Here is a 23,728-nt window from a genome sequence, read left to right as displayed (position 1 = left end):
GCGCCGAGCACGGGCGCAAGGGCTAGCGCCACGATCCATGCAGGGCTCTTGCGGACTCGCTTGGGTTGTTCTTGATTGAACTGCGGATCGAACTGTCGCTTGAATTGTTTGCGCGTCCAGATTTTCATCAGGGTTGTCTCCTGTCATATGCGGGGCGGCCAACTCGGCTGGAAGAGCCGTCCCAGGATTCGCGCGGCACACTCTTCACGAACGTGCGATCTCCGAAGCGCGATTCGGATTCGTCCTCGTAGAAGAGCCTTCGCACCAGGGCGTGAACGGGTTGATCGCGCTGGGAGGCGAGTTGTTCGAGAAAGCCGTCACCCGCGAGCGCTTCTTCGTAGAGAGAGAGCGCCTTGGCGCGACCCAGCAACTGGCCGTCGAGTCGATCGCGCTCCTCCGCGAGCACTCGCAGTTGGCTGTCGATATCGCTGATGAACCCGGTCTCTTCTCCGGGAGGCGCACCCGAGACTGCGGGCAACTCGGAGGTAAAGTCTTCGCTCGTTCGCAGAATCTCGCTGCGCTTCGCCACCAGCACTTCTCGTTGACCCGACAGTGTTGCGACTTGCTCTTCCACATCGCTGCGCTGGCCGCGCAGAGTCGCCAGATCCTGCTGTAGCTCGGCGAGACTGCGATCATCGGTAAACCCGAAGTACATGATCGCCAGATCGTTTCCCAATGCGTTGCGGAACGCGCCGATCTCGAGTGCGCGAACCTCGTGGGCGCGGACCCAGCGGTCGACGTAGGTCGAGCGACTCACCTTCTGGGCCGTCGGCTTCACGATTTCCAAAAAGTATGCTTCGCGGCCGGTACGTTCGAGGGTGGTGGCGAGAAAGCTCCAAAGGTGTCGGTCAAATGGGTAGAGGTCGATCGCCTGGGTGAATTGTTCGATCGCCAGTTCGATCTGCTCGGCGGTCGGATTGTGGGCATTGAATCGCAACACCGCGGCACCAATGCCTCGATGCGCAAGGTGCGCGCCGAAGTAGGCCGAATCGGGCACGGCTTCGGCAGATTCGGGAGTCGCAAACTTTCTGAACATGGCGAGGAAGTCGCCGTAGCGCCCGAGCGCCGCGTTGATGTGTTCGCTCTCGATCTCGCCGCTGGTCGCACTGCGGCTGAGTTCGTATTCGGCGGCGTTAAGACTCACCTCCTGAATCTCACGCCAGAGTTCGTGCATGGTTCGGGTGTAGTCTTCGCGCGTGAGATCCTGGAAGCCATGGCGCTGCCAATCGCCTCGGTGATCGCGATTCAACGCCCCATAGACCTCGACTGCCTCTTCGACACCAAACGGAAGTTCGAGTTCGGGCGCAGCACCCAGGCGCTGACTGGCTGCGTAGATCTCTCCCATCTCCCGCAGCACCCGGACATAGACCGCGCTCTGACCCTGCAATGTGACGGCGTGGCGCAAGGCCTTCTGATACGCCCCCATCGCAACCCGGGTCGCGTCGATCGTATTTTGACTGAAGCCTTCCTCGGCGAGCAGTTTGCTCGCCTCATGGTGGGCCTTCTCGGCCTCGACCAGGGCCAAGGTAAACGTGAGGCTACCGCCGTCCGATTCGGATCCGCGCAGGCGATTGACGATATGATCGAGATACTCGACCGACGAATGACGTCGGGCAATGATCTCGGGTACGCTTCCCACTCGGCCGTCTGACAGCATGAAGACAATGCTCGTCAATGCGTCGAGACTCTGGTCGATTCCCAGGGATTGGCTGCGGATCAAGACGATGCGGGCGATGTTCTCGTAGAGATATGGCAGGGTCGTGACGAAGCCCGAATTCGCGGACCCACCGAGGGACAGGGCCTGGTAGGTCGAGAACGGGCTTTCGAGTTCGGCCACCACCTTGTTCCAGAGGTTGAAGATCTCTTCGTTGAAGCGCGCGACGTCACCGAGATGCAGGGCCTGGTGGGCGCGAATGTAGTAGTACCAGTAGCGGTTCTCGTGTCGCTCGAGCCGACTCGTCAGCCCTTCGATCGCGTGCAACGATTCGCGAATGTTTTCCGCTTCGCCGTTCGCCAGGTAGTCGAGCAAGTATGCGATCGCCATGCGCCGTTGCTCGTCTTCGCTGTGTTCGAGAGACTTGTCTCCGTAGCGCTCCGCGATGTAGTCCGAGAGCGTCACGCCCACGTCGCGACCGTATCCGGCCAGTCGCGCGCGCAGTGCTTCGGGCCTGGCCGACGAATACACATAGGCGTGATCGAGATAGGCGGCCCAGGAGGGCGCCGCGGACCCTGGCGCAGCGGAGGCACTGGGTGCACTCATATTGAAGCTGCAGACGAGCGCAATGGCGAGCGCCGCGACGGTTGCGTTGAAGATTGGTTTGGTCATTGCAGGACTCCCGCGCCGCGCTGCGCTTCGACACACACTTGTGCCCGCATCAGCTCGTCACATCGATTGCCAAGATCTCGCTCCGAGTCGCGCGCGACCCGGAGGAGAAAGGCATTGAGGTTCTTCGTTTCGAGAAAGCTGTAGGTTCCCCCGAGCCCGGTGCACCGGGTTCCGCTGGTGACTACGAGCATCAGTTCCTGCTTGAGTCCGTCTTCGCGTTCTCGTGAGCGGCATGCTGCGAGGGACTCGAGCGGTACTCCGTCCAGTCGCTGCGACTGGAACCCGCCGTCCGCATCACGGTTCCCAACCTCGGCAAGGCTCGGTACGAGGGCGTCCGGACTTTGCGATTCAGCGAGTTGGGGGATCGCGGGAGCAATGGGTATGAAAATCGCCTGGCTGACGTGAAGCGCGTCTACACCGTCGAGTGACTCCACTGGGATCGCAGCCGAAGCCGACCTCGGACCCGGGAGCGACACCGCCGGCAGGGCAACTGCTCCCGTGGTTTGAGCGGCGAGAAGCGACGGCGGTGGCGCGTCCGTTTCAACCGGTGCGAAATCGGTAGCCGCAAGACCTGCGCGGCGGGGTTCCGTGAGCGACGTGACGCGCACGCGTGTCGCCGAGCCCGGTGCGGATCGCACGATCTCCAGCTGATCCATCTCGATGCCGGCCAGGGCCTGCCGCGTTGGGGCGGGTGCCAGGGCTTGCGGATTCGGCGCGGGTGGCCCTGCATCCGCAATCCGTTCGGGTTGTAGCTTCGAAGCAGTTTCCATGGGTGGCGGTGACTCGGCTGCGATCTCAGTGATCTCCCGAGTCTCTGGGAGCGCGGCGTCGAAGTTCTCGTATTCGGTCAACTGAATGATCGACGGGGCCGCGGGCAGCGAAGCATTCATCTTCAGCATCAATGCACACAGGGGCAGCAAGAGTGCGAGATAGAGAGGTGCTAGCGCGGACACGACCTCTCGCCCGAAACGCGGTGGCACCGTCTCCAAGGGAAGTTCGGGCAGCGGTACCAGCAGCCGCGCGGCACCTCGTCCGTAGGAAATGCGAAGCGACAAGTTATTCACGGCGACTCGATCGCAATCGGCGCCGCGGAGACTGCTGGCGCTTGCGCGATGGGACGCACGGCGGCGGTGTGGGTCGCGGGCCAGACTTCCTGCACGAATCCGAGCGCCGTGAGGAAATCTTCGGAACGCGAATCGCGATGGGGCGCCAACAACGGCTTTGCGCCCGACCGACCATGCAGCCCTGCGAGGGCCAGCTTGAGCTCGCGGGATGCGATCCGCACTTCGTCGGCCGGTTGGCCGTTGACCAATGAGAACGCTGCCAGATCTTCCGCCGCGCGCCGTGGATGGATTCGCAGCTGCCATGGAGCTTCGGACCCGAGCTGCAGCGAGTCCGTATTCGATCGCTGGATCTCCGGAAGTTCCATCGCCGCGAGGTCCGGTGCCGAAACCTGGTCACGATCGGCCGCGAGGAGCACGGCGATCAAAAGCAAAAATGCGAGGTCGAGAAAGGAAAACAACCACGCCGGGGCATTTCCAGTATTGGCAGACATGTGCGACATCAACGGCGCAAAAGCCATCACGCTTGAGCAGTTCGTGCGCAACTCATGTGCAGAAATTTCAGAATCCGCGAAACTTCTCGTTCTCGCTACTTTCTATTTAGATGTGAAACGAGGACGACTGTGCCCGATCCCTTCCAGCCAGATTCCGGTCGAAAGAAAAGCAGCACCACGTTGCTCGCCATCGGTGCCGGGTTGGGACTCGCGCTCGCCGCCTGGGGACTGCTCGGGGACGCCGCGGGTGCGCGACTGCCGGAGGGCGCGGTCGCTCGGGTCAACGGTACGCCGATTCGCAGCGAAGACTTCGAACGGCTGTTGGCCGCCGTGATCAAAGACATGCGGACGCCCGATGTCGACCGAGCGCGCAAACGCGTGCTCGATCGGATGATCGAAGAAGAACTTTTGATCCAGCGCGCGCTCGACCTGGGCCTTGTTCAACTCGATCGCAAGGTGCGGGCGGACCTCACGTCGAGTGTGATCGCATCCGTGGTCAACGACGTCGCAGACAAAACCCCGAGCCCCGATGATCTCGAAGTCTTCTTCGCCGAGAACAAGGAATACTTCACTCGCCCCGAACGCCTGCGCGCTCGACAGATCTATTTCCGCAACCCCGCCCCTGGAGACGGAGCTTCCGCGCGCGCCTCGGCGCAAGCACGAGCCCAAAATGCCTACACGCGTCTCGCGTCGGGCGACGCCTATGAGGCAGTGAAGGCCGAGTTGGGGGACTTCGAAGTTTCGCCGATCCCCGACACGCTGCTGCCCGCCGTGAAGCTCCGCGAGTATGTGGGTCCCACGCTGGTGCGCACAATTTCCGCGCTCGAAGTCGGCGATTGGAGCGAGCCCATACACTCGGGCAGTGCCATGAGCATCGTGCAGTTGGTCGACCGGGAACCCGCCAGGACGCCGCAGCTTTCGGAGATTCGCGATCAGGTAGAGGTCGATTGGCGACGGCGCCTGGGGGACCGCGCACTGCGAGACTACCTCGATGAGTTGCGCGCCCGAGCGGAGATACAGATCGCAAAAGAATTCGAGTAGGGGAGGTTCTATGCGCTCGCGTTGGGGTCGCTGGCACGGCTATATGGAAGAACTCGAAGAGGCGATGCGGGTTGCAGGGCAACACCTGCAGGAAGTCGAAGGAATCCTCGCCTCCGCCTACGAGCGCGGAACCTGGAAGGGCGCAAAGCGAGACAGCGCAGACCTGGAGATCGTCCGTCGCGCACTCGACATCCCGTTTTTTCGCGAATTGCTCGAAGCAGCACACCGCCTCGAATCTCTGCACGACCTCGAGACCCCGGGCTTTGTGGGCCGAGCCTGGCGACCGGATGAAGAGGGGGACGTCCAGACCTCGGTGAGCCGCGGTGTTGTGCGCAAAGATATTGTGCGCGAAATCGAAAACCTGGAGATCCCGGAGGGCGCGGTAGCACCCGCACGCATCGTCGCGGCTGAGCGAGCATTGCAGGATCGCACCCGGTCGCTCGTGATCGTGCTCGACCATCTCGTCAACACGCGCAACATCTCGGCCATCGTGCGAAGCGCCGAAGCGCTCGGCCTGCAAGAAATCCACATCATCAATCGCCTGGGCAAGCCAGCACTCGAACGCACCCTCACTACCCGAGCTGAACGCTGGGTCGACATTTTCTGGCACAACGACGGCACGAGCGCGATCGAGGCGTTGCGGCAGCGCGGCTATCGGATCCTCGCCGCAGATTTTGGAGAAGACGCTGTGGAAGTCGAAGCGGTCCCCTTGCTCGGACCGACGGCGCTGGTGTTCGGCAGCGAACAGCGCGGCGTCAGCGCAGAGGTACGCGAATCCGCCGACGGCCTCTTCTACCTGCCCAACAGTGGCTTCACCGCCTACATCAACGTTTCGGTTGCCACCGCGATCTCCATCTATGCGTTGGATCGACGCATGCGGGAGAGCAAGCTGCGCGAGCCGTTGTCAGAGGCGGACCTGGGTGCACTACGTCCGGCCTGGTACTCAATGCTCGCCCGCGGTGATCGTCAAAAAGAAGTCGAGTATCTCGCCTGGGCGAATCGCCCACCGGTAGCGAACCAGGGCGGTCGCTAGAAGACGCTGCGACCCGCCTCGGATGTGCAGGGAACGATCGAATTGAGCCCCACCGCGGACACATCACAACCCACGCTCGCAGTTGCGCGATTTCCGTCGGATGACTCTTTTACGTACGCCCAATACTGATTGACGCCATTGCCGTCGATGTCCGCACCCGCGTCGACGGAGTACCCCAGCGTTGCGGCCGTTGCCGTGATCGCGACTCCGTAGGAAAAGTAGACGCGTCCTTCGGGCACAAAGCCCAGAACATTGAAACCAGCGGCGCCGTATGAAAAATCCGTCTGGTGCGTGCCCGGGATGATGGCCGGCTCGGGAGCTGCCGCGAGGTAACGACCAAACTCCGCAAAATAGGCTTCTTCGGCCGTAACGATCGCAGCCAGATTTGACTTCACCTCGCCGGTCTTGGTTTTCAGTTGGAATGTCGAGTAATTGGGCAGCGCAACCGCCGCCAACAAACCAATGATCGCCACCACGATCATCAGTTCGATCAACGTGAACCCGGATATTCTCCTTCGGGCACAAAGCAACATTTCCAGACTCCGCAGGCGTATGGCTATCGCAGTAGAACTACCTTCTCCAACATCGGTGGAATCGTCGAGAAAAGGGAGCTGTTCTTGCAAATTGCACGACGGCACGCACTCAGGCTTCGGGGCTGGAATCCGGGGCGGGGGGCGCAGCCGCTGGGATGCCGCGATAACCACAAGCGTACAGATAGCGCTCGGTGCTGCCCTTGCGGGTCGCTTTGGATTTCACGGTTTTGGCCTTCTTGAACATCACGCGAATCCGGCGGTCGATCACCTGGGCTTCCGGTCCGTCGAGGATCTTCATCAAGAGATCCCCACCCTCCCGGAGTAGAAGGGGAATTTGCTGCTCAATCGCTTCGAGGATGCGTTCTTCGAGGGCTCGATCGACCGCCCGGACCCCAGTCAGCTTCGGCGCGGCATCTGAGAGCAGCATGTCGGCCCGGCTCCCGAGAAGAGTGAGAACTTGTTCGCAAACTCCCGGCTCTTCGAGATCGCCCACCATCGTCTCGCAATTGGGAAGTTCGAGCGGGGGGTCGATCGCGACCTTGTCCACGCCCACCACGCGTCCCCTGGGACCCACGCACTTTGACGCCACCTGGAGCCAGCCTCCGGGCCAACAGCCCAGATCGACAATCTTGCGACCCCGACGGAGCAATTGGTGGCTACGGTGAAATTCCAACAGCTTGTAGGCCGCACGCGATCGATACCCCTCGCGCTTGGCGCGTTGGTAGAAGTGATCTTTGCGGTCGTAGTTGGAAACGGGTTCCTACTTTCCCGATAGCGCGTCGCGCACGCTCACATACCCGTCGATGTGACCCGGGACGCCACCGCGCACGTAGAGGAGATGCTTTTCGGCGTCGATCTTGACGATCGTCAGGTTCTTCGTCGTAATGCGCGCATTGCCCATATGACCACACATGGGCAAGCCTTTGACGACGTGGCCAGGCGTCGAACCGGCACCGATCGAACCCGCGTGTCGAAATGCTTCGTGGGTACCGTGGGTGCGCCGCTTGACCTTCATGCCGTGGCGCTTGACCACGCCCGCGAATCCGCGGCCCTTCGAAATCCCGATGACATCGACCTTCTGTCCCTCGTCAAAAATCGAGCTGTCGATCTCCTGGCCGATCTCGAATCCCGCCGCCTCTTCGGTCGTGACTCGGCACTCGCGAAGCAAGGCCTTGGGCGTGAGGTCGTGGGCTTTGAAGTGACCGGCTTCGGCCTTGCCGAAGCGACTCTCCTTGCGATCACCCACGCCGAGTTGGAGTGCGCTGTATTTGTCGCGCTCCATTGTCTTTTTATCGACCACGAGATTGGGTGCGGCTTCGAGCACCGTAACGGGAACACACTCTCCCGAATCCAAGAACAGTTGAGTCATGCCGAGCTTTCGGCAAAGAAGTTCGATCGCCACGTTGGTTCTCCACTACTCGGATTGGACCGCCGGTTGGGCGCTCGTCGCGAGCTGATGGGGTGTGGGCGAACCGATTTCGGCCGACCCTCCCCGATTTTCTGTCCTGTGGCCACGAGGGGATCGCGACGCCACGAGGCGGCGTAATATAGAAGTGGCGACGCCGACTGTCGAGCCCGCAGCAGGGCAATGGATCAAATTGAGTACGTGTTCGCATAGTGGTGAAATGGGACGCGATTCTGAGCCCAGGCCGCTCTGGGGGCCGCGAGAAGGGTGCGCGCGGCTATCGTAGGTTCTCAGCGCGGGGTTGGTGGATCCCAGGCCAAAGAGCCAAGACACAGAACCGAGGTCCCAACGGATGAGCAATGCGACCACTGAAACGGGGCGGGAACGCCAAATTTCGCCCCTGCTGGTACTGGGCTTGGACGGTGCAACCTTCGACGTGATCCACCCCATGGTGGCCGCCGGCCAGCTGCCGAACCTCGCCCGAATGATGGAACGTGGCGCCTGGGCGCCACTGCGTTCCACGACCCCACCGGTGACCTTTCCCGCCTGGTCGTCCTTCATGACCGGTCTCGAGCCGGGGCGGCACGGGTTGTTCGACTTTACGCAAAAGCTATCGGGGAGCTATCGGATTCGCTTCGTCAACGCGACCGATCGCCGGGGGACTTCGCTGTTTTCTCGGGTTTCAAAAGCCGGCGGTCGAGTACTCGTGCTCGGAGTACCGGCGACGTTTCCGCCGGAACCGCTCAACGGCTTGTTGGTTCCGGGATTCGATGCGCCGGTTTCCACCGGGAGTGATGCCGCCGCCACCAACGATCCGGATCTCTATCACCGCATCGAACACAAGGCTGGACCTTGGATGCGACCCGCGATGAAGGAGAGTGGAGGTGCTTCGCTCGACCGGACTCGCGCACACTTGCTCGACCGCATCGAACGCAAGACTCGCTTCGCGCTCGCCGGTATCGATGAGATGCGCGTCGGGGGTTCACTCGATTTCATGATGGTGGTTTTCTCGGAGAGCGACACCGTGGGGCATCACTTCTGGAGACATCACGATCCGGCTTCGCCGCGCCACGACCCCGCAGCGGACGAACTCGCGCGCAGCTCCATCGAAGCGATCTACAGCAAACTCGACGAAGCCTGCGGTCGCATCCAACACGCCTTTGGCGACGAAGCGCTCTGCGTCGTGATGTCCGACCACGGGATGGGGGGGGCCAGCCGCTACGTAGTTCACCTGAACCGTTACCTGGCCGAATGCGGACTGCTCGAGCGCAAGGCGAATCGGGGACTCTCGACCGATCATGCCGCGCGGCGCCTGAGAGACGGCCTGCTGCGCTTCGTTCCCTCGGGAATCGCCCAGATTCTGTTTCGCCGGGCCCGGGCGGCCGCGGCCCGGGTCGAGAGCGGGGCCCGGTTCGGCGGATTCAACTGGAATCGGACGCAGGCCTTCTCCGAGGAGGCGAATACGAATCCTGGTGTGTGGATAAACCTTCGTGGGCGAGAAGCCCAGGGATGCGTGGCTCCCGAAGACTACGAAAAGGTTCGCGATCGGGTGATCGAGGCCCTGCAGGCATGGCGGCTACCTGACGGCGGGCCGGTGGTCGCCCGGGCCGTGCGCCGAGAAGAGCTTTACAGCGGACCGTTCGTGTCTCGGGCGCCGGACATCGCCGTCGAGTTGGCCCTCGACAAGGGCTATGGACTCTCGCTCGTGGCGAGTCGGTGGGACAACGACGAGAAGGCAGCTCCGGTGTCGAGACTCGACGACACTGAACTGGCCGGAGGCCGGGGGTTGGGGATGAATGGCACGCACCGCCCCGATGGAATTTTGATCGGGGTCGGGGCCGAACAATCGGATTCGCAAGAGCGCACGACTGCGCGGCCTCGACTCGTCGACATGGCCCCGACACTACTCGCCGCAATGGGGATCGAGTGGGAAGCAAGCGAAGGGGACGCCGATGGAACGTCAATGCTCCTGCGGCCGCGGCCCTATTCTGCCGAGGAGGAGGCGATCGTGGCCGAACGCCTGCACGCCCTCGGATACCTGGAATGAATAGCCGGCGACCGCGAGCCCGATGACTATCGAAACCCAGGACGAACTCGGCGCAGAGGTGCAAGCTCGTGCGATGCGGGCCGCGGTGCTGGGCGCATTCCCCTTTCCCTATCCCCAAGGCTCTCAGGTTTATGCAACCGATCACACCCGGGCACTGATGGGGGCAGGGGTCGATGTGAGCCTCTTTACCTATGGATCGGGCATTGGAGCCACGCCCCGGGACCTCGACCTGGTCCCGTCGCCGGGTTGGCTTTCGCCCAGGATCATGCGATCCGGTCCGACACTCGCGAAGATTCCCGCGGACGCAGCACTACTCCAAAGCTTTGTCCATGCCCATCGCGAGCGTCGTTTCGATGTCGTGCTGGCGCACAACGTCGAAGCGGCGATCATTGGCCTCGCCGCGCGGCCCTTTACCGGCACGCCCGTGATCTACATCGCGCACACGATTCTCCGCTATGAACTCGCGGCCTACGCCGCGAGGCGTTGGGAGAGTCCACTGTGCAGGATCGGCCTGGCGATCGACCGATTTATCGCGCGGCGAGTCGATGGCATCATCGTGCTCTGCGAAGACGCGGAACGTGTCCTCGCGCCGTATGCTCGTGGGCCCATCGAAATCATCCCGCCGGGTCTCGACCCCGCGCGACCACCCGATGCACCACAGATCGCCGCGGTTTGTGACCGTCATGCGCTCGTTCCCGAATGCTACGCGCTCTACTGCGGCAACCTCGATGGCTACCAGGACCTGCACATTCTGGCGGGCGCGGCCCAACGCCTGTCGCATCAGGCGCCCAGCAATCTGCAACGCATCGTGATCGCGACTCATGACGCGAGTCGTATCCCCCAGATCATCGCGGGACACGATCGCCTTCAGTGCGTCGAAGTCCAGGACTATTCGGAGGTCCGGGCTCTCATCGCTGGGGCGCAGAGCGTCGTGTTGAGCCGACGCCGGCGGGGCGGCTTCCCCATAAAGTTGCTCAATTACATGGAAGCCCAGAAGCCGATCGTCGCCTACGAGCGCGTGGCCCCCGGGTTCGAGCACATGCACAACGCCTGGTTGCTCGGATCCGAAGCCGGTGGAAACGAATTGGCGGAAGCACTCTGTACGCTGGCGCGTCGAGAAGACCTGAGGGCGTCTCTCGGACGTGGATCGGGGCTGCTGCTCAGGGACGTTCATTCATGGGCGCGACTCGCGCAGAAGACCCGCAGCTTTGCGGAGACCATTGTCGCCGATTACTCAACTCGACGATAATTCAAGCCGATCCAATGAAGGTGGGGGATTTTTCGGTCTTCACGGCTGTTCTCCCGTCGCATGGTTTGCGCGGCCCGTCTCAGCAGAAAATTCCTTATACTGGGCTGCCCATTAAAAAGGTCCCAACGCATGGTCAAGAATTTCAGGCGCAAGCGCGTTTTGGTCACCGGAGGCGCAGGCTTTCTCGGCTCGCACTTGTGCGAGCAGCTGTTGCATGGCGACAACGAAGTGCTCTGCGTGGACAACTTCTACACGGGCTCGAGGGAGAACGTGGCGCATCTCGTCGAGAATCCACGCTTCGAGATCATGCGGCACGACGTCACGTTTCCGCTCTACGTCGAGGTGGACGAAATTTTCAACCTCGCCTGCCCGGCGTCACCTGTCCACTACCAGAATAATCCCGTTGCGACGACGAAGACGAGCGTCCATGGTGCCATCAACCTTCTCGGCCTTGCGAAGCGTCTGGGGGCCCGCATTTTTCAAGCATCCACCAGTGAGGTCTACGGTGACCCCCAGGTCCACCCTCAAAGGGAAGACTACTGGGGCCACGTGAATCCGATTGGGATCCGTTCTTGTTACGACGAGGGAAAGCGTTGCGCCGAGACGCTCTTCTTCGATTACTGGAGGCAGTGCCAGCTTTCCATCAAGGTCGCGCGCATCTTCAACACCTACGGCCCACACATGCATCCCAACGACGGCCGCGTGGTCTCCAACTTCATCATGCAGGCGCTCACCGATCAGCCGATCACGATCTATGGAGACGGCAGCCAGACCCGATCATTTTGCTACGTGGACGATCTGATCGACGGTTTCTTGCGATTCATGGATACGCCGGAGGACGTCACTGGACCGGTGAACTTGGGCAATCCTGCAGAATTTACCATCGCCGAACTCGCGGAACTGGTCATCGACATCACTTCCTCGAAATCTGAGATCGTGCGCGAACCACTCCCCTCGGACGATCCGACCCAGCGCTGCCCCGACATCAGTTTCGCGAAGGAAGCCCTCGGATGGGAACCGAAGGTTCCCCTGCGCGAAGGACTCTTGAAGACCGTCGAGTACTTCGAGGATGTGTTGCGCCGGGGTTAAAAACTTCTCTAGATGCGGGACGAGACGCCGGCTGCGAGAACAGGCTGAAGCTTTTGCTGCAAAGTGTCGATCAACTCGTGGAGCGCACGCGCAGATGCCTGTGCCTTGCCGACATAAGAGGTGTTTCGCCGCGAGCCGTTGAGAGGCATAATGAGCGGCTGTTCAGCTACACGGCGGAGCGTAGAATTTGGCATAATCTCCGGCTTGAATCGTGGGAAACTGTGCTCCCGGCCTTCCGCCGGGCGCTGCATCCGGGTCGACGTAACGATACGCGTTCGTCTCCCGAGCTTGGAACGTGAACTGGATTGTCGGGAGCTGCAATGAGCGGCGTGGCTGGGTCGAACAAGAATCGTATTCGAGTGTTGTGCGTAGCCGGCGCGCGCCCAAATTTCATGAAAATCGCTCCACTGATGCGAGAGTTCGGTTCGCGCGACAGTTTCGAGAGCTTCCTCGTCCACACCGGACAGCACTACGACGCAAAGATGAGCGACAATTTCTTTCGCGACCTCGGCATCCCGGCCCCTGATGTCAATCTCGGTGTCGGTTCGGGCACTCACGCCGAACAGACGGGCCAGGTATTAATGAAGCTCGAGGGCGTCCTCCAGGCAGAGCGTCCGGATCTCGTGGTCGTGGTGGGCGATGTCAATTCTACTTTGGCCGCGACGCTGGCCGCCGTGAAGCTGCATATTCCAGTCGCCCACGTAGAAGCCGGCTTGCGATCGGGCGATCGTACCATGCCGGAAGAACTCAATCGCATGATGACCGATGTGGTCTCGAGCTGGCTCTTCACCAGCGAACCCGACGGCGAAAAGAACTTGTTGCGCGAAGGCGTCGATCCGTCGCGCATTCACTTTGTCGGCAATGTGATGATCGACACCCTGCTCGCCAACCTCGAACGCGCAAAAGAACTCGACACGCTTGCGAGGCTTGGCCTTGTCTCCGGAGAGTTCGGTCTCTTGACCTTGCATCGACCCAGTAACGTCGACGATCCCAAGCGTCTGGCTGAACTCTTTTCAGCGCTCGAAAAAATCAATGAACGATTGCCGATCGTGTTCCCCGTGCACCCTCGAACCGCATCCAATATTCGCGACACCCTCGGCGGCCGACCGCTGAAACTCCAGGTCGTCGAACCCCAGGACTATCTCGACTTTTTGCGCCTGATGTCCCAAGCCAAGCTGGTGCTCACGGATTCGGGCGGGATCCAGGAAGAGACCACCGTGCTCGGCACTCCATGCTTTACGCTGCGCGACTCGACCGAGCGACCAATCACCATCAGCCACGGCACCAATACGATGGTGGGCGCTGATCGCGAGGTCATCTTGCGCGAGGTGGGGATCGCACTCGACGGCAACGCCAAGAGCGGATCGATCCCGGATCTATGGGATGGCCGGGCGGCGGTGCGAATCGCCGACGTGATCGAGCGCGACCTGCGAGCAGGCTCATGAACCAGAACCAGGCGACCGCCGATTTCACTGCCGAGTCTGTGCAGCGCCAAAGAACCATGATGGCAATCTTGGGAGTCCTCGCGCTCACCACGTACGTCTATTTCCCCATTCTCTTGCACATGTTCAACACCTGGCGAAGCAATCCCGACTACTCCCACGGCCTGTTGGTGGTTCCGCTGGCGCTGTACTTCGCCTACGGCAAGGCACCGCAATTGCGCAAAGCGAAGATCGAGGGGAGTTGGTGGGGGATCGCGATCCTCACCGCCGGTGTGGGATCGCTATGCGTTGGCGAACTCGGGGGTTTGCTGACAGCCCTGCGCGGCGGCTACGTCCTCTCCCTGATGGGGCTGGTGCTCTTGCTGGCGGGAAAGCGCGTATTTGATCTCTTGCTCTTCCCCATGCTTTTCCTCTTCTTGATGGTTCCGCTTCCTCAGTCGCTGGTAAACATCATCGCGTTCCCATTGCAGCTGATCGCAGCTGGGTGGGCCGTGCAAAGCCTTCAGTCCTTCGGCATCCCGGCGCTGCTCGAGGGCAACATCATTCACCTTGCCCACACCCAACTTTTTGTCGCCGAGGCGTGCTCCGGACTGCGATCACTAATGGCGCTAATGACCCTGGGTGTTGTGTTGGCGCAGTTCTTTCGCGCCGGCCGAGTTGTCCAGCAATCGATCCTGATCGCGACCACCATCCCGATTGCCATCGTGGTCAATGCGATGAGGGTTTCCCTGACTGGAGTTCTCGCCTCCCACTTTGGCCGAGAAGCCGCCACAGGCGTAATCCATGAATTTCAGGGCATGATCACATTCAGCATGGCGTTCATTCTGCTGCTGGGAGAAGCGCGCTTACTGGAATCGGGATCCAAGCTGATCAAGCGCATGCGTCGCCTGAAGGAATCCCCGACATGAGTATTGCCAAGCTGATCATCGCGCTGCTCTTCGTGGCAGCAAATTCATACGCGTACAACAATCTCGCCACCGGCGATGTGATCCCTGAGCGCGAGACATTCGCCAGTTTTCCGAATGACTTCGGAGGTTGGAAGTGCACGAACCGTCAGGAGATGGCGCAGGACGTCATCGACAATTTGGGGGTCACGGATTACATCATCTGCAATTACGTAAACGAAGAACTCGATCAGAATGTCGCATTCTACGCGGGCTACCACGAGAGACAGGAGCGTTCCGATTCGGGCAAGACGACGCTCATCCACCCTCCGGAACACTGCCTGCCGGGATCGGGTTGGGACATCATCGAAACTACGATCGTCCCCGTGGACTTCGGAATCCCCGGCGAAGCAAAGCGCGTGGTCATCGCAAAGGGACAGGCACGCAATCTGGTTTATTTCTGGTACCAGTCCCGCGGCCATGTGATCGGCACCAACATCGACCGTCTGCGCCATCTGTTCCTCGACCGCGCATTTCGCAACCGCACCGACGGTTCGCTGTTGCGTTTTACCATGCCGGTCGAGCGAGGAAACTTCGAGGAGGCGGACGAAGCCTTTCGACGCTTCGCCACTCTGATGGCGCGCGGGTTGCCTCGCTTCATTCCCAACTAATCCCCAACTAATCGTTGGCGCGCAGCTTCTCGGTCAAATCGACTGCCAGACCGGTGCGCATGGACTCGATCATGCCGAAGGTCGTCGCGGAAGTCGCCGCGAGTTCTTCCAGTCCAATGGGAGAACCCGCGCCGGTGCGACAGGCTTCGATGACTTCTCGTACCGCGGCGTGTTGCCCCTTGTCCTGATTGACGGTCTTGAACGCCCGCTGACCCATTACACGAGTGCTGCGAAAATTATCGCAAATAGCGGTCTTGCCTTCGGCCGAAACTTCGAAACGCTCCTTTGGAAGTTCCGAACTCGTACTCGCGAGATACTGGAGCGTCGCAATCGAGTCATCGGCAAAGCCGATCGTGGCCACCATGGAATCGTCGCGTTCCGGGTCGCGGCCGAGGGCGCGGGCGTACACGCTCACCGGCAGTTGGCCCACCAGGTAGATGCATAGATCGACGAAGTGACAGCACTCGCCGACGACGCGGCCCCCGCCTGTAGTCGAATCGGTGATCCAGGTACCCGATGGCGTCGCTCCGGCGGCGATAAGGTATTGGAGCGCCATGGGTTCTTTGCGCTTGGCAAAGATCGCGCGAATCTTCCTGGCGTGGGCAGAGAATCGGCGGTTGTACCCGACACTCAAGAAGCCGCCGGTCTCGCGCGCGGTAGCGATGAGTTCGTTCACTGATTTGGGATCGAGACCAATCGGCTTTTCGAGCCAGACCGACTTGCCTGCGCGCAGGGCATCTCTCGCGAGTGCCGCGTGAGTGTCGTGTTGGGTGGCGATGAATACAAGGTCGATGGCCTCGCTTGCGAAAACCTCTTGCGGGTCGGTTCCGCAGCTTTCAAAGTCAAATTTCTCTGACGTTCGGCGCGCCGAGGGACCGGTCGCGGTCACGATCTTTACTCTGCGGATGTTCTGTGCACTCTCGACTGCCGGCAGAAGTTGGGCCTTTGCATAGTTGCCCGCACCCAGGAACGCGACTCCTAGATCTCCGTCTTTGCGCGTCTGCGCCGGCCTGAGTTCGAGGGAGCGGCGCTCATCCGGGGCACCATCGTACTTGAAGATGATCGCGAGGTTCTTGCGCTCACCCTTGGCCAGTGCTTCGTATGATTTTTCGGCGTCGTCAAAGTTCACGATCTCTGCGTCGAGGTTGCCCGGGTCGATGTCTCCCGCGGCTGCGAGGTTGACGAAGGCCTGCAGGTTGCGGTTCTCGGTCCAGCGCACGTACGAAATCGGATAGTCGAGACCCAACTCTTCGTAGCGACGGTCGTAGCGACCGGGTCCGTACGACATGCTCATCCGCAGTTCGAGCTCCTTGTCGTAAAAGCTACGGCGATCGAGATCCATCGCGGTCGCACCCACCACGGCTACGCGCCCCTTCATACGACACAGATCGGCAGCGAGTTGGATCGGCGCTGAACTATCGGATGCAGCGGCGACCAGGCTGATGTCGGCACCGAAGCCTTCGGTGGCGCTGTTCTTCCATGCATCGTGGTCATCGCCAGGCTCTGCACCCCAGGTCGCACCTTGATCCATCGCTTCGTCGACACGCTGGGGATCAATGTCGATCGCCAGCACCCTACAACCCGCAGCGCGCAGGAGTTGAACCGCGAGTTGACCGATCAGGCCCAGACCAATTACCGCTGCGACTTCGCCGAGGCGCGGATCCGCAACGCGAACTCCCTGCATTGCGATCGCGCCAAGGGTTGCATAGGCGGCAATATTGAGACTGAGTCCCCGCGGTACGTGGACCACGAGGTTTTCGGGTACGGTCACGAGTTCTGCGTGATTTGCGTAACCCGCGCCCGCGCACGCAACCCGATCGCCAGGGGCGAATTTCTGGACTCCTTCTCCCACGCTTACGACCACCCCCGCACACGCGTAGCCGAGGGGTTGCGGTGCTTCGAGACGCGTCGTGACGGCGCGATAGGTCGGTAGAGGACCTTCTTGTTGCAGCTTGTGAAGCACCTGCTTGACCAGGTCCGGCCGGCTGCGCGCTTTGGCGACCAATGACTTGCGCGCGAAATCGAGCGCCATCTTTTCAGTACCGGGTGAGACGACGGAATAGTGATTGGCGACCAACACCTGGCCGGCCACCGGCGCAGGGGCCGGGACCTCGACCAGTTCGAGTTCACCGCTCCGCGCACTCTGCAAAATCTGCTTCATTTTTTCTCTCGCTCGTCGCACTCGATGTGCCCGAACCAACCTGGGTGAGGAGTAAAGGTCCTGTCGCATGTGATTTCGTCGAGACGGCGAATCGCCACTGGATGATCGCGTTCAGACTCGGCCTGGGTTTCCGCAACCTCGACGTCTTCGGGTTCGCGCACCTGTGTAATTCGTGCGTACGTATCTCTCATCGGCTCACGCAGCTTGGGAATCAACTGCTCGTTGAATCCCATGAGTCGAACGGCGACCAAGTCTACGGCCACGGGGTCGGTTCCCGCCACAATCACGCCGAGGGGAACGTCGCTCGGCGCGAGCGGTCCGTCTCCCTCGCCCGCCACGATGCCGTCGATCACCGTGAGCACGGTCCGGACGGGTTGCGGGCGGTCGAGCGAAAGCCCGGTGCTGTCGCTGTAATAGAGGCAGCGGTTGAGATCACAGCACATGCGCCAGGTGGTGCGGTTTCCATGCCAGTTCCCGGCTCGAATGAACGCGTCGCCCCGGGTCGCACTCTCGACCCGGCGCATCGCCCGAAAGAACCTGATGCCTTTGCCCCGAGCGAGCAGGGGACGAGCGATCTCAGTCGCGCGGCTGCGCAGCTTGTCGATCAAGCGCTCGGTCGGAAATTCGTCGCCGCCTTCGGATATCGCTCCGAGGCTGTGGTGGGGGAGCCAGTTCTTGTCGCCATTGATGCCCACGAGATTTTTTAGCGCGAGGGTTACACCCGTCTTCTTGTGGGTCTTGAGCTTGGGCAGGTTCACGATCAAATCGGATGAGAGCACGGTCTCAGAGAGCAGATATTCGTTGCGGCCGTTGCGGTGGTGTTCCGATGTGGGGCCCGGATCGTAGTCGGCACCGCGAAAACGATCGGGATCGAGGCCCGAGCCTTCAAAGAAGCTCTGGCGCCCGAGATCGACTGCACGATAACCCGCCGGATCCCCCGGCAGTTGCTTGCGATCGGCAATGATCCCGCCGTCGAAAACCACCGCTTCTCGGCGCAGATCGATGATTTCGAGTCTTCGTCCAAGCGACTCGACATAGGCCACGAGCTCGTCGAGACCCGCGAGCGTGCGAATTCGATCGAAGTCACAGTCCTGCTGTGGCGCCTCCGCAATGATGACCCGGCCTTCGGGACCCGCGGCCATGAGTGCGTAATCAACCATGGTACGCAAGACAGCGCCGTGGGTGATGACGCTCTCCACGCTTCCGGCGTCGCTAGCGAGGGAGTTCCAATGGCGAATGAAGTTGGGCTTCAAGACGATGACCGCCCCTGGCCGTACGAAATCGCGAAGCGGATTCCAGCTTTGCTCGCCATAGTGCTCGGCATCGAGTTCGAGCGTGCGAAGAGCATTGCGCACGGCCGCGTAAACATGGTTGAAGGCGACGGAGTCGGCTGTCGCGGCCGCGAGCTGTGCGAGCTCCGGGTAGTCTCGGCCCGGCGCAAAGGGTGGGACCAGTCCTCGATAGGATGGTTTCGTATGGACAAGACCGACGCGTATCAATACCTCTCCTCTCCCACTGCGCGGCCCGGTGCTCCGCATCTCGCAGTCGATTGCGCAACGTCGCGCGGAGCCGAACGTATCGTAACGCTGGATGGCGACGACCCAACGATTTTCCCCCAGGGGGCATGATTCGCGTTTCAGGATTCGCGAACTCACGCCGATGTGCAATTCAGCGGCGAGTACCGCCTAAATCATGGCGAATAACGAAACGCTGGGGCTCCGGTAAGCTTCACATAGAACTCCCGGGGAGCTGGTCTCGCGTTTTAGCGATTCCAATTTTGACAAACAGCGCCATTGAGTGCGACGACACGAAGGTGAGTTCCATTGTATGAAACCCCGGCCACCCCGTTTCTGAGTTCGATTGTCGGATTCGCGATCACGCTGTTTTTCCTGTTGGGCTTCTACATGGTCCGCAAGCGCGAAGAGCGCGGCTGGCTGATGGGGCTCGCCCTCGGCGCATTCCTGCTGAAGGCGATCCTGGTTCCCATCTACTTCCAGTGGCTGGTCTCCGTTGGTGACTTCGGTTTCGCCCACCTCGACGCGGGTGCGGTTCACTCGGCGGCGATCCAGATGGCCAACGACATCGACTACGACACCCCGCGTAGCTTCGGAGGCTGGGCAGCGCTCGATCCGGGCTTCTTCATTATCACCGCCTACGTGTACCGGATCTTTGGACCGAACACGCTGATCATTCGTTTTTTCTTGATCATGTGTGTGAGCATCTCTCTGGTTTACATCTACCGAATTACCAGGCTTTACTTCGACGAAAAGACCGCCCGCACGGCCGCGGTGCTGCAGGCGTTTCTCCCCCTACCGATCCTGCTGTCATTGAATCACCGCAAAGATCCATTGATTCAACTGATCGCGCTGTTCATCTTCTATCACGCCGTGCGCATTTTTCGACAAGAACCGGGATGGCAGCGAGCAACTGCAATGGTAGTCGTGGGCCTGTTCGCCATGTACCCGTTGCGCAGTGGAATGGTCCTTCCGTTCCTCGCGGTGATGGTACTTTGCTTCGTGCTCGCAAATCGAAACCTGCTGCAGGGGATCGGGCTTTCGATCTTGACGATCATTGGCCTCATCATAAGTCAGGTTACAGCAACAGAGGATTCGAGAATCAACCTCGGTCGCTATTTGGCGCGCGCAGAGAGCAAGTTGGACTCGAGCGCCCAGCTGTCCGAAGAAGGCAGTGGCCTGGTACGTCTGTTGCGCGTTACGGGACCGACGGACATCTACAAGGTTCCCTTTGCGGCCGTCGCCTACTTGATTTTGCCATTCCCGCCAAATTTCGATCAAGGCCCGCAGTCGATGCTCGAATCGCTTTTGAATCTCGTGAGCATCTTCTTATTGCCTCACTTGTTGATCGGCGCGTGGAGCATGATCCGAGGCCCTGACTGGCGCTTGCAATTACCGCTGCTGATCTTTCCGATCTTCTTCCTGCTATTGCTCGGCGCCGTGCATGTTGGCCTCGTTCGCTACAAGCAGCTCTTCTATCCAATCTGCCTCATCTGGACCGCGGTTGGGTGGCAACGTGGAACTAGCTTTTTATTCAAGTTCTCGATTTACGGCATACTCGGACTATTTGGAGCTGCAGTCTATTTGTACCGTTTCGTGAATTGATAGGACGAAGAGCGGGGCCGTCCCCGACCCTTCCATCACGCACTGTCACGCAGCGTCGAGATACCGAGACAGCACCTTGTAGAAGTCGGTCGCCGAAACATTGCCCTCGAAGTCTCCCTCTCGAGAGCTCAGACAGATTCCGTGCTGGCTGGGGTAACGGGGGTGGTAGCCATGCATACCCACGGATGGCTTGGGCCCCCAGTAACTGGGCACGATCTGATAGCCCTCGAAGGTGTGGTAGATGAGGTCGCCGAACTCCGGTCGCGTGATGCACATCTCCCTGCGATCTTCGTCCGCGAGGGATTCGAGGCCATGGATTCCGTCCAGGTAAGCTCGAATGCGTTCGCGGGTCGTATCGTCTTCACACCAGACTCGAAGGATCGTGCCCTCGGTGAAGTAGGCGTAGCCAGACTTGTCGGGATCTCCAATTTCACTTTCGAGTTCAATCGAGACGTAATCCGTCACGTTCGTCATACCGTGATCGGAGGCCACGAGTACGCTCCCGTCCGGCACTTTTGCCATGAAGGCTTCGCTCAGCTGTCGAATGTATTCATCCTGGACTAGCAGGAGTTCGTCGTAGGGCGCAGAGGCCACGCCATCCCAGTGGGAGCAACCGTCGATTCGAGTGAACGTGGCCAGGATGCTCCCCGGATCGTCCGCCTCTTCGATGTATTTCTTGACGGCCTGGAAGTTGTCTTCGTCGCGACGCAGAACCACAGGAAATTCCGTGTGGAGAAAGACCTTCAGCTTCTCATGATTGAGCAGGGAAGCGCCCTCGAAGCCCTTGGTCAGCACCGAGTGCCCCGTCTCCTCGAAGGTTCCAAGATAGGAAAGTGGGATGTTCTTTGTCGCACCCGCCACGCCCAACCGATCGATGACTTTGTGCACGATACGTTTGCCGGTGTACCAGCGTTCGACGAACGAAATCATCTTGAGCAGCTTGTGAATGCTGCGAAGCGGCGCCGTTCGAGGCGCGTAGGTCCACTCTCCCCAAAACCCGACCTCGTCGGGCCGTTTTCCGGTGAACAGCTCCGTCTGGCAATTTACGCTGTAGCCGAGGATTGGGATCAGTCTCGCCTTGCTGGCAAAATTACGTGTGAACGGGAGCTTCTCGAGTTGGTCGAAAGGCAGTCCGTCGATAAAGATCGTAAGTGTCCGAGACACGATCGCGCGCTCCTGTCTGTTTCAGAACGAACTCCGAAAAGAAGTTCAGCCTCGGCTGCGATGATTGCGATCGCGCCTAGTCCTCATCATTGCGGTCGCGACGCTTTTCCATGCGTCGCAGTCGATACGAAACATCCTCGAGAACCCCGCGGCTCCCGCTGATCAAATCTGCCACGATTCCAGTCAACACCATCTGGAACCCCGCCAACATCAAAATGGCGGCCAGAATCAAGGATTGCACATGGAGGTCGTGGGACTCCGTGAATAAATAGAAGTAGAGGAAGCGCGCGCCAAGTGCGACGCCGGCCATGATCGTGGCGAAGCCTACGGTCGAAAAGATCGCCATGGCCCCGTAGGTCGAGTAGACCCGCACGGCGATCTGGAGCGAGCGCAAAATGAATTGGGTAACGCCAGAAAAGAGTCGCGATTCACGGAGCTTGTCGTTTGTCCGGATCGGGACGCTCACGGTGGGAATGCGTTTGCGTCCCGCCTGGATCACATGATCCACGGTGTGGTCGAAGTCTGTCGACATGGCGAGCCGCATCGCGGCTTCGCGACTGTAGGCCTTGAAGCCACTCGCGACGTCAGGCACATCGAGCCCCGCGAGCCGGCTGATCACCCGGCTCCCCACGACCTGCAGCGTCTTCTTCACAAAAGAGAAGTGTTTGACTTTGGCGGGCTCCCGATCACCGATCACGAGTTCGGCGCGGCCCGCCAGGATAGGAGCAACAAGTTTGGGTATGTCGCCGCCGTAATATTGGTTGTCGCCGTCGGTGTTGACGATGATGTCCGCGCCCGCCTGCAGGCAGTAGTCGATCCCCGCAGCAAACGCATGGCCCAGCCCGCGGTTGGCCGCAAAGCTCAGGACGTGCTGGACCCCGTGTTCGCGCGCGATTTCAACTGTGCGATCCGTGCAGCCATCGTCGATGATCACGATTTCGATCGAATCGATCCCCTCGATCTGCGTCGGGATGTCCTTCAATGTAGCGGGAAGCGTCTGTTCCTCGTTTAGGCAAGGAATTTGGATCATGAGCTTCATAGCCGTTGGCCTCCGGTCGCGTGCGTGCCTCTCAAAAACGGCATCACGAAGCCATCACTATAGTGAAATCTTCGCGGACTGGAGCGCCGCGTCGGTGTGGCTTTTGGGCGGGGTAGCCCTAGTCGATCTTGAAGCGGCCACTTGCGAACGGAGCTGGGCCCACGTAGTAGAGCGCCGTGCGCGCACCCTCTATTCCCGGACGCCACTCGATCGTAAGATCATGGCCGTCTACATCGCCGAGGGGCTGCTTGCGCGCGAGATCCCATAGCGTTCCTTGCACATCGACGGGCAGCCGCAACTCCACCACCCGATGTTCCGCCTTCCCAGTCGACTTGCTTGTCGCTCCATCGGTGTAGTCGCTCAACAGCAGCAGATGATGCGAGCCGTTTGACAACCCTGTCGCGCTGACACCCGGACCCTGCACTTCGATCGGCGCCATTGGCTCGCTCCCCACGATCACATCTTCGACGGGGATCACCGCTTCCATCGCGCGAGCGACATGATAAAAATCTGCTCCCTCGAAGTTCGCATAGGCAAACCACGCGATCCCGAGCGATCCCGAGCCGAACACTTCGAGCACTTTGTCGTAGACCCAGATGCTCGGGTACTCCCTGACGGTACCCGGATCCATCCAGGGAATGATGTCTCCCCGCGCCATCAGCGCGCGAATGCGTCGCAGGCGCAAACCCAGTCGCTCTGGCCGATCGCTGTAGACAACGGGCTGCGCGTAGTCGACCACATCATCGTAGAGCTTGTTAAAGTCAAAAATCTTGCCGTAGGTCTGATTGGGCTCGCTGTTGTACCCACCCATGCGCGGAGCTACGCCCCCCGGCAATACTTCTTGAAGCTTGTCGCGAATGTTGAAAATCAACTCGACGCCCAGATCCGTTACCGCGCCGGCGGGATTGTTCGCCTGGCTCTGCGCGCTGTCGGAAAGATAGGCGCTACACTCCGGCGCATTCCCCATCGG

At 60.5% G+C, this 23,728-nt stretch carries 19 protein-coding genes and 1 pseudogene; 9 read left to right on the top strand and 11 right to left on the bottom strand.

Features of this window, described 5'->3' with window-relative positions; translation table 11 throughout:
• Positions 1–127: 127 nt before the first annotated feature.
• The 3 genes from IH881_16025 to IH881_16015 are packed head-to-tail and all read right to left on the bottom strand — an operon-like array spanning position 128 to position 3,881.
• Positions 128–2,326 (bottom strand): hypothetical protein, encoded by a 2,199-nt coding sequence (locus tag IH881_16025; protein ID MCH7869203.1) that lies wholly within the window; start codon positions 2,324–2,326, stop codon positions 128–130.
• Positions 2,323–3,390, bottom strand: a complete 1,068-nt coding sequence (locus IH881_16020; protein MCH7869202.1) for a hypothetical protein — start codon at positions 3,388–3,390, stop codon at positions 2,323–2,325. Before IH881_16020 ends, IH881_16025 begins: the two co-directional genes overlap by 4 nt.
• Entirely contained in the window at positions 3,387–3,881 is a 495-nt protein-coding gene (locus tag IH881_16015) for a hypothetical protein (protein ID MCH7869201.1), read from the bottom strand. Before IH881_16015 ends, IH881_16020 begins: the two co-directional genes overlap by 4 nt.
• A gap of 129 nt (positions 3,882–4,010) precedes the next feature.
• Here IH881_16015 and IH881_16010 point away from each other — a divergent pair, with 129 nt between their 5' ends.
• Complete coding sequence (locus tag IH881_16010) at positions 4,011–4,922, top strand: peptidyl-prolyl cis-trans isomerase (protein MCH7869200.1); 912 nt, start codon at positions 4,011–4,013, stop codon at positions 4,920–4,922.
• A 10-nt stretch (positions 4,923–4,932) separates the two neighbouring features.
• Positions 4,933–5,955 carry an RNA methyltransferase gene (locus IH881_16005; protein MCH7869199.1) on the top strand — a complete coding sequence of 341 codons (1,023 nt, stop codon included), beginning with the start codon at positions 4,933–4,935 and terminating at the stop codon, positions 5,953–5,955.
• Positions 5,956–6,383: 428 nt separating this feature from the next.
• Here the strand turns inward: IH881_16005 and IH881_16000 are convergent.
• The 3 genes and pseudogenes from IH881_16000 to rplC form a co-directional block, all read right to left on the bottom strand.
• Positions 6,384–6,488 (bottom strand): annotated as a pseudogene (locus IH881_16000) (prepilin-type N-terminal cleavage/methylation domain-containing protein).
• Between the two features lie 109 nt (positions 6,489–6,597).
• Complete coding sequence (locus IH881_15995; protein ID MCH7869198.1) at positions 6,598–7,161, bottom strand: SAM-dependent methyltransferase; 564 nt, start codon at positions 7,159–7,161, stop codon at positions 6,598–6,600.
• A gap of 87 nt (positions 7,162–7,248) precedes the next feature.
• On the bottom strand, positions 7,249–7,890 hold the full coding sequence (gene rplC, locus IH881_15990; protein ID MCH7869197.1) for a 50S ribosomal protein L3: 642 nt from the start codon (positions 7,888–7,890) through the stop codon (positions 7,249–7,251).
• Between the two features lie 355 nt (positions 7,891–8,245).
• On the opposite strand from rplC, the gene IH881_15985 reads away from it, so the two are divergent.
• The 6 genes from IH881_15985 (at position 8,246) to epsI (ending at position 15,275) form a co-directional block, all read left to right on the top strand.
• Positions 8,246–9,940 carry an alkaline phosphatase family protein gene (locus IH881_15985; GenBank protein ID MCH7869196.1) on the top strand — a complete coding sequence of 565 codons (1,695 nt, stop codon included), beginning with the start codon at positions 8,246–8,248 and terminating at the stop codon, positions 9,938–9,940.
• Positions 9,941–9,962: 22 nt separating this feature from the next.
• A complete protein-coding gene (locus tag IH881_15980) occupies positions 9,963–11,189 on the top strand; it encodes a glycosyltransferase family 4 protein (protein ID MCH7869195.1) in 1,227 nt (408 codons plus the stop codon).
• A gap of 129 nt (positions 11,190–11,318) precedes the next feature.
• Positions 11,319–12,278 carry an SDR family oxidoreductase gene (locus IH881_15975; GenBank protein MCH7869194.1) on the top strand — a complete coding sequence of 320 codons (960 nt, stop codon included), beginning with the start codon at positions 11,319–11,321 and terminating at the stop codon, positions 12,276–12,278.
• A 320-nt stretch (positions 12,279–12,598) separates the two neighbouring features.
• The gene (wecB, locus tag IH881_15970; GenBank protein MCH7869193.1) at positions 12,599–13,723 is read left to right on the top strand and encodes a UDP-N-acetylglucosamine 2-epimerase (non-hydrolyzing); all 1,125 of its coding nucleotides are present in this window, start codon (positions 12,599–12,601) and stop codon (positions 13,721–13,723) included.
• Positions 13,720–14,628 carry an exosortase/archaeosortase family protein gene (locus IH881_15965; protein ID MCH7869192.1) on the top strand — a complete coding sequence of 303 codons (909 nt, stop codon included), beginning with the start codon at positions 13,720–13,722 and terminating at the stop codon, positions 14,626–14,628. The genes wecB and IH881_15965 overlap by 4 nt, the downstream gene beginning before the upstream one ends.
• The gene (gene epsI, locus IH881_15960; protein ID MCH7869191.1) at positions 14,625–15,275 is read left to right on the top strand and encodes an EpsI family protein; all 651 of its coding nucleotides are present in this window, start codon (positions 14,625–14,627) and stop codon (positions 15,273–15,275) included. The genes IH881_15965 and epsI overlap by 4 nt, the downstream gene beginning before the upstream one ends.
• Before the next feature lie 7 nt (positions 15,276–15,282).
• On the opposite strand, the gene IH881_15955 is transcribed toward epsI, so the two are convergent.
• Together IH881_15955 and IH881_15950 are read right to left on the bottom strand one after the other, a co-directional pair.
• On the bottom strand, positions 15,283–17,436 hold the full coding sequence (locus tag IH881_15955; GenBank protein ID MCH7869190.1) for a bi-domain-containing oxidoreductase: 2,154 nt from the start codon (positions 17,434–17,436) through the stop codon (positions 15,283–15,285).
• Positions 17,433–18,935, bottom strand: a complete 1,503-nt coding sequence (locus IH881_15950) for a DUF362 domain-containing protein (protein MCH7869189.1) — start codon at positions 18,933–18,935, stop codon at positions 17,433–17,435. The genes IH881_15955 and IH881_15950 overlap by 4 nt, the downstream gene beginning before the upstream one ends.
• A gap of 324 nt (positions 18,936–19,259) precedes the next feature.
• Between IH881_15950 and IH881_15945 the strand changes: the two genes are divergently transcribed.
• Positions 19,260–20,555, top strand: coding sequence for a glycosyltransferase family 39 protein (locus IH881_15945; protein MCH7869188.1), 1,296 nt, complete (start codon positions 19,260–19,262; stop codon positions 20,553–20,555).
• Between the two features lie 45 nt (positions 20,556–20,600).
• On the opposite strand, the gene IH881_15940 is transcribed toward IH881_15945, so the two are convergent.
• The 3 genes from IH881_15940 to IH881_15930 all read right to left on the bottom strand — a co-directional run.
• Positions 20,601–21,719 carry an alkaline phosphatase family protein gene (locus IH881_15940; protein ID MCH7869187.1) on the bottom strand — a complete coding sequence of 373 codons (1,119 nt, stop codon included), beginning with the start codon at positions 21,717–21,719 and terminating at the stop codon, positions 20,601–20,603.
• A gap of 76 nt (positions 21,720–21,795) precedes the next feature.
• Entirely contained in the window at positions 21,796–22,758 is a 963-nt protein-coding gene (locus tag IH881_15935; protein ID MCH7869186.1) for a glycosyltransferase family 2 protein, read from the bottom strand.
• A 118-nt stretch (positions 22,759–22,876) separates the two neighbouring features.
• Positions 22,877–23,728, bottom strand: an 852-nt coding sequence (locus IH881_15930) for a hypothetical protein (protein MCH7869185.1), incomplete at its 5' end; no start/stop codon positions are given.

The organism is Myxococcales bacterium, assembly GCA_022563535.1.
Lineage (GTDB): Bacteria > Myxococcota_A > UBA9160 > UBA9160 > UBA4427 > DUBZ01.
The sequence above is the reverse complement of the archived record's forward strand: the minus strand, read 5'-3'. Positions and strand labels throughout refer to the sequence as shown.